Consider the following 3,954-nt stretch of genomic DNA (forward strand, 5'->3'; position numbering starts at 1 on the left):
TCTCAGAGGAGGTCCCATTGAGTTCGAACATGTGGATTCGACAGATCCATCGCTGGCTGTCCATCGCCTTCACGCTCGCCGTCATCGCCAACATCGTCGCGATGACGCTGCAGCTGCAGGCCGTGTGGATCGGCTTCCTGGCGCTCGTCCCGCTGATTCCGCTGCTTGCGACCGGGCTGTATTTGTTTGCACTGCCCTATCTTGACCGGCGCAGCGGCATGCAGCGCGAGGCGAGGTCATGAAGAAGGCCGTCGCGGTGAAGAAGGCCAGCGCAAAGGACGCGGACGGAGCGTCGGCGTCCAAATCGATCGACGGCAGGATCAAGGAGCTCGGCGACTGGCGGGGCGAGATGCTGGGACGGATTCGCGCCCTGATCAGGGACGCTGACCCCGATGTGGTCGAGGAATGGAAGTGGCGCGGCGTTCCCGTGTGGGAGCACGACGGCATCATCTGCACTGGCGAGACCTACAAGGCCGTCGTGAAGCTGACCTTTGCCAAGGGGGCGGCGCTGGAGGACCCCGCGGGCCTGTTCAATTCCAGCCTCGACGGAAACGTGAGGCGCGCCATCGATATTCGCGAAGGCGAAAAAATCAACGAGAAGGCGCTGAAGGCGCTGATCCGCGCGGCCGTGGCCTTGAATGCCGCCAAGAAGAAGCCGGCCAAGAAACGGCCGGCGCAGAGCACCGCGGGTTCCCGTTGATCGCTTTAGCAGCCGCGAGTTCTGAAACCTCTCCCGCTTGCGGGAGAGGTCGGCATAGGCGGCCCTTGGCCGCCGTTCTTCAAAAACGCCGATGCTTCGCATCGGCTATGGCGCCGGGTGAGGGCTCTCTCCTCTGGGGGAGTCCCAATGTGGAGACACCCTCTCCCCAACCCTCCCCCCGCAAGCGGGGGAGGGAGCGCACCTCCCTCGCGGTCGTTGCAGGGCTAGTTTCATGGCGCTGTAGGAGTTGCCGCCAGCCTCAAGCCGCCGCCGGGATCGGCCGCGGGCTCACGACATATTCGCGCAGGACCTTGTCGTTGGCGTCGACCTCGATCAGCGCGACGTCATAGGTCCAGAGGTCGGCGAGATGCTGGAGCACCCGCTTGGCATCGGTCTCGTTGAGCTGGGCGCCCTTGATGACGCGATGGTGCACGATCAACCGGCGGTCGCCGGACAGATCGACATCGACCACTTCGATATTGGCGTCGATGTAGCCGACGTCATGCTGCCGCGCCAGTTCGCKCCGCACCCGGCGGAAGCCACGCTCGTCGTGGATGGCGTCGACCCGGATGCCGGCGCGCTCCTCGGGATYGTCGTGCAAATGGAACATGCGGAACTGCCGCATCAGCTTGGGGCTCAGGAACTGGCCGATGAAGCTCTCGTCGCGGTAATTGGCCCAGACGTCGCGCAGCACGCCCATCACGTCGTTCTTGCCGGCAATGTCGGGGAACCATTCGCGGTCCTCGTCTTCCGGCCGGGCCACGATGCGCTCGATGTCCTGCATCATGGCGAAGCCGAGCGCATAGGGATTGAAGCCGGAGAAGCGCCGATCGTCGAATTCGGGCTGGAACACCACATTGGTGTGGGATTGCAGGAATTCGAGGAAGTTGCCGTCGGTGAGCCGGCCCTCCTGGTGCAGCTTGGTCATGATGCGATAGTGGACGTAGGTCGCCGTCCCCTCGTTCATCACCTTGGTCTGGCTCTGCGGATAGAAATATTGCGCGATGTGGCGGACGATGCGCAAAAGCTCGCGCTGCCAGGGCGCGAGCCGCGGCGCGCTCTTCTCCAGGAAGTAGAGCAGGTTCTCCTGCGGCAGGCCGAGCAGCTTGCGGCGCCGTTCCATGCTGAGCGCGGCCCGGGTCTTCGAGGCGCCCTTGGGCACGGTGCGCCAGAGGTCGTTGAAGACCTCCTCCTCATGCTGGCGGCGGCGCCCTGCCCGCTTTTCCTCGGCGCGAAGGTCGAGCTTCTTCTTGCCGGGGTAGCGGTCGATGCCGTGCGACATCAGCGCATGCGCGGCGTCCAGCGTGCGCTCGACCTCGACGCGGCCATAGCGCTCCTCGCAACTTGCGACGTAGTTCTTGGCGAAATCGAGATAGTCCAGGATGCCGTCCGCGTCGGTCCACTGCTTGAACAGATAGTTGTTCTTGAAGAAGTGGTTGTGGCCGAAGGCAGCGTGCGCGATCACCAGCGTCTGCATCGTCGCCGTGTTCTCCTCCATCAGGTAGGAGATGCAGGGCGAGGAGTTGATCACGATCTCGTAGGCAAGCCCCATCAGGCCCTTGCGGTAGGAGGCCTCGTGGTAGGCGAAGTGCTTTCCGAACGACCAGTGCTTGTAGAACAGGGGCATGCCGACGGAGGAGTAGGCATCCAGCATCTGCTCGGCGGTGATGACCTCGATCTGGTTCGGATAGACGTCGAGCCCGAGATCGTTCATCGCCACCTCCTCGCAGGCATCGGTGATGCGCTGCAAGGTGTGGAAATTCCAATCCGCGCCTTCGAACAATCGTTCCGTCATGGAGCGGCCTTCTCCTGAGTGTCGCGGCGCTGGAACAGGTCGTGGAACACCGGAAATATCTCGCTGCGCTCGCTGACCTTGCGCATCGAGAGCGGTGCRCCGCCGTTACGCAGGCGCTCGTAGAGGGTCCAGAGCGAGGAGTCGGAGAGGTCGAAGGCGCTGCCGCCGGACTCGCCGACCTCGAGATAGGCGAAGAACTGGCAGACCGGAAGGATCTTGTCGGTCAGCAGGAGCCCAGTGAGCTCGCCGTCGGAATAGGAGTTGTCGCCGTCGGAGGCCTGGGCGGCGTAGATGTTCCAGTCCGACGGGTTGAAGCGCTCGCGCACGATCTCGTGCATGGCCTGGAGCGCGCTGGAGACCAGGGTGCCGCCGGAGGCCGGACCATAGAAGAACGTCTGCTCGTCCACCTCCTCGGCGCGGTCGGTGTGGCGGATGAAGACGATCTCGACATGCTTGTAGCGGCGCTTGAGGAACACGTAGAGCAGCATGTAGAAGCGCTTGGCGAGGTCCTTCATGTGCTCGGACATCGAGCCGGAGACGTCCATCAGGCAGAACATCACGGCCTGCGCGACGGGCTTGGGCACCGTCTCGAAGCGGCGATAGCGGATGTCGATCGGATCGATGAAGGGAATCCGCTTCGATTTCGCCTTCAGCTTTTCGAGCTGAGCGAGGAGCACAATGCGCTCGTCCTCGTCGGTGCACGCGGCGATCGCGGCTTCCAGCTCCTCGATCTCCTCCTTGCGGGGACGCTTGAGCGCGATGCGGCGCGCCAGCGCGAGCCGCACCGTCCGGCTGACCGAGATGTTGGCGGGCGAGCCCGAGGTGGTATAGCCGGCGCGCTGGATGCCCTCGCTCTCGCTCTGCGCGATCTTGCGCTTGGCGAGATCGGGAAGCTCGAGATCGTCGAGGAACAGATCGACGAATTCGTCGCGGCTCAGGACGAAGCGGAAGGCATCCTCGCTGTCGCCTTCGCCCGGACCGGAATCCTTGGCGCTGCCCTGGCCGGATCGAGGGAGATAATCGCCCTCGATGAACTTCTTGTTGCCGGGCAGCACCATGTCGCGGGTGCCACCTTCGCGGCGGAAGCGCGGCTCGTGCATRCCGTCGAGCGGGATCGTGACCTCACCACCCTCCAGGACGTCCTTGATGTCGCGTTCCTGCGAGGTCTTCTTGACGGCGCCCTGCACCAGGGATTTGGCCCGACGCAAGAACCGCTGGCGGTTCTCAAGACTCTTGCCGCCTGGATTCAGGCGCCTGTCAATAATGTGAATGGCCACTTTCTCATCCGTCTCAACCGGCCTGCTTTACGCGCATGTACCACTCGACGAGCCGGCGAACCTGACGCTCGGTGTAGCCGCGCTCCACCATGCGTGCGACGAACTCGCCGTGTTTCTTCTCCGTCTCACCGTCCTTTTTGGACCCGAACGAGATCACCGGAAGCAGGTCCTCGACCTGGGAG

General features: G+C 63.6%; 5 protein-coding genes. 2 read left to right on the plus strand and 3 right to left on the minus strand.

Annotated features, from left to right (window positions below; genetic code table 11):
• Nucleotides 1–29: 29 nt before the first annotated feature.
• Both ACXJL8_RS35945 and ACXJL8_RS35950 read left to right on the plus strand, forming a co-directional pair.
• On the plus strand, nt 30–242 hold the full coding sequence (locus ACXJL8_RS35945) for a hypothetical protein (protein ID WP_456617955.1): 213 nt from the start codon (nt 30–32) through the stop codon (nt 240–242).
• A complete protein-coding gene (locus tag ACXJL8_RS35950; protein WP_456617956.1) occupies nt 239–700 on the plus strand; it encodes a DUF1801 domain-containing protein in 462 nt (153 codons plus the stop codon). The genes ACXJL8_RS35945 and ACXJL8_RS35950 overlap by 4 nt, the downstream gene beginning before the upstream one ends.
• A 259-nt stretch (nt 701–959) precedes the next feature.
• Here ACXJL8_RS35950 and ACXJL8_RS35955 read toward each other — a convergent pair whose 3' ends face one another.
• The 3 genes from ACXJL8_RS35955 to ACXJL8_RS35965 form a co-directional block, all read right to left on the minus strand.
• The gene (locus ACXJL8_RS35955) at nt 960–2,495 is read right to left on the minus strand and encodes a SpoVR family protein (RefSeq protein ID WP_456686532.1); all 1,536 of its coding nucleotides are present in this window, start codon (nt 2,493–2,495) and stop codon (nt 960–962) included.
• Complete coding sequence (locus ACXJL8_RS35960) at nt 2,492–3,766, minus strand: YeaH/YhbH family protein (RefSeq protein WP_456618096.1); 1,275 nt, start codon at nt 3,764–3,766, stop codon at nt 2,492–2,494. Before ACXJL8_RS35960 ends, ACXJL8_RS35955 begins: the two co-directional genes overlap by 4 nt.
• Before the next feature lie 19 nt (nt 3,767–3,785).
• On the minus strand, nt 3,786–3,954 hold a 169-nt coding region (locus ACXJL8_RS35965; protein WP_456686533.1), incomplete at its 5' end, for a hypothetical protein.

It is taken from the genome of Bradyrhizobium sp. P5_C11_2 (genome assembly GCF_054049755.1).

What these genes read in the sequence shown, in the direction of transcription:
- ACXJL8_RS35945 (WP_456617955.1), top strand. Translation starts at nt 30, where the DNA reads ATGTGGATTCGACAGATCCATCGCTGGCTGTCCATCGCCTTCACGCTC.
- ACXJL8_RS35950 (WP_456617956.1), top strand. Translation starts at nt 239, where the DNA reads ATGAAGAAGGCCGTCGCGGTGAAGAAGGCCAGCGCAAAGGACGCGGAC.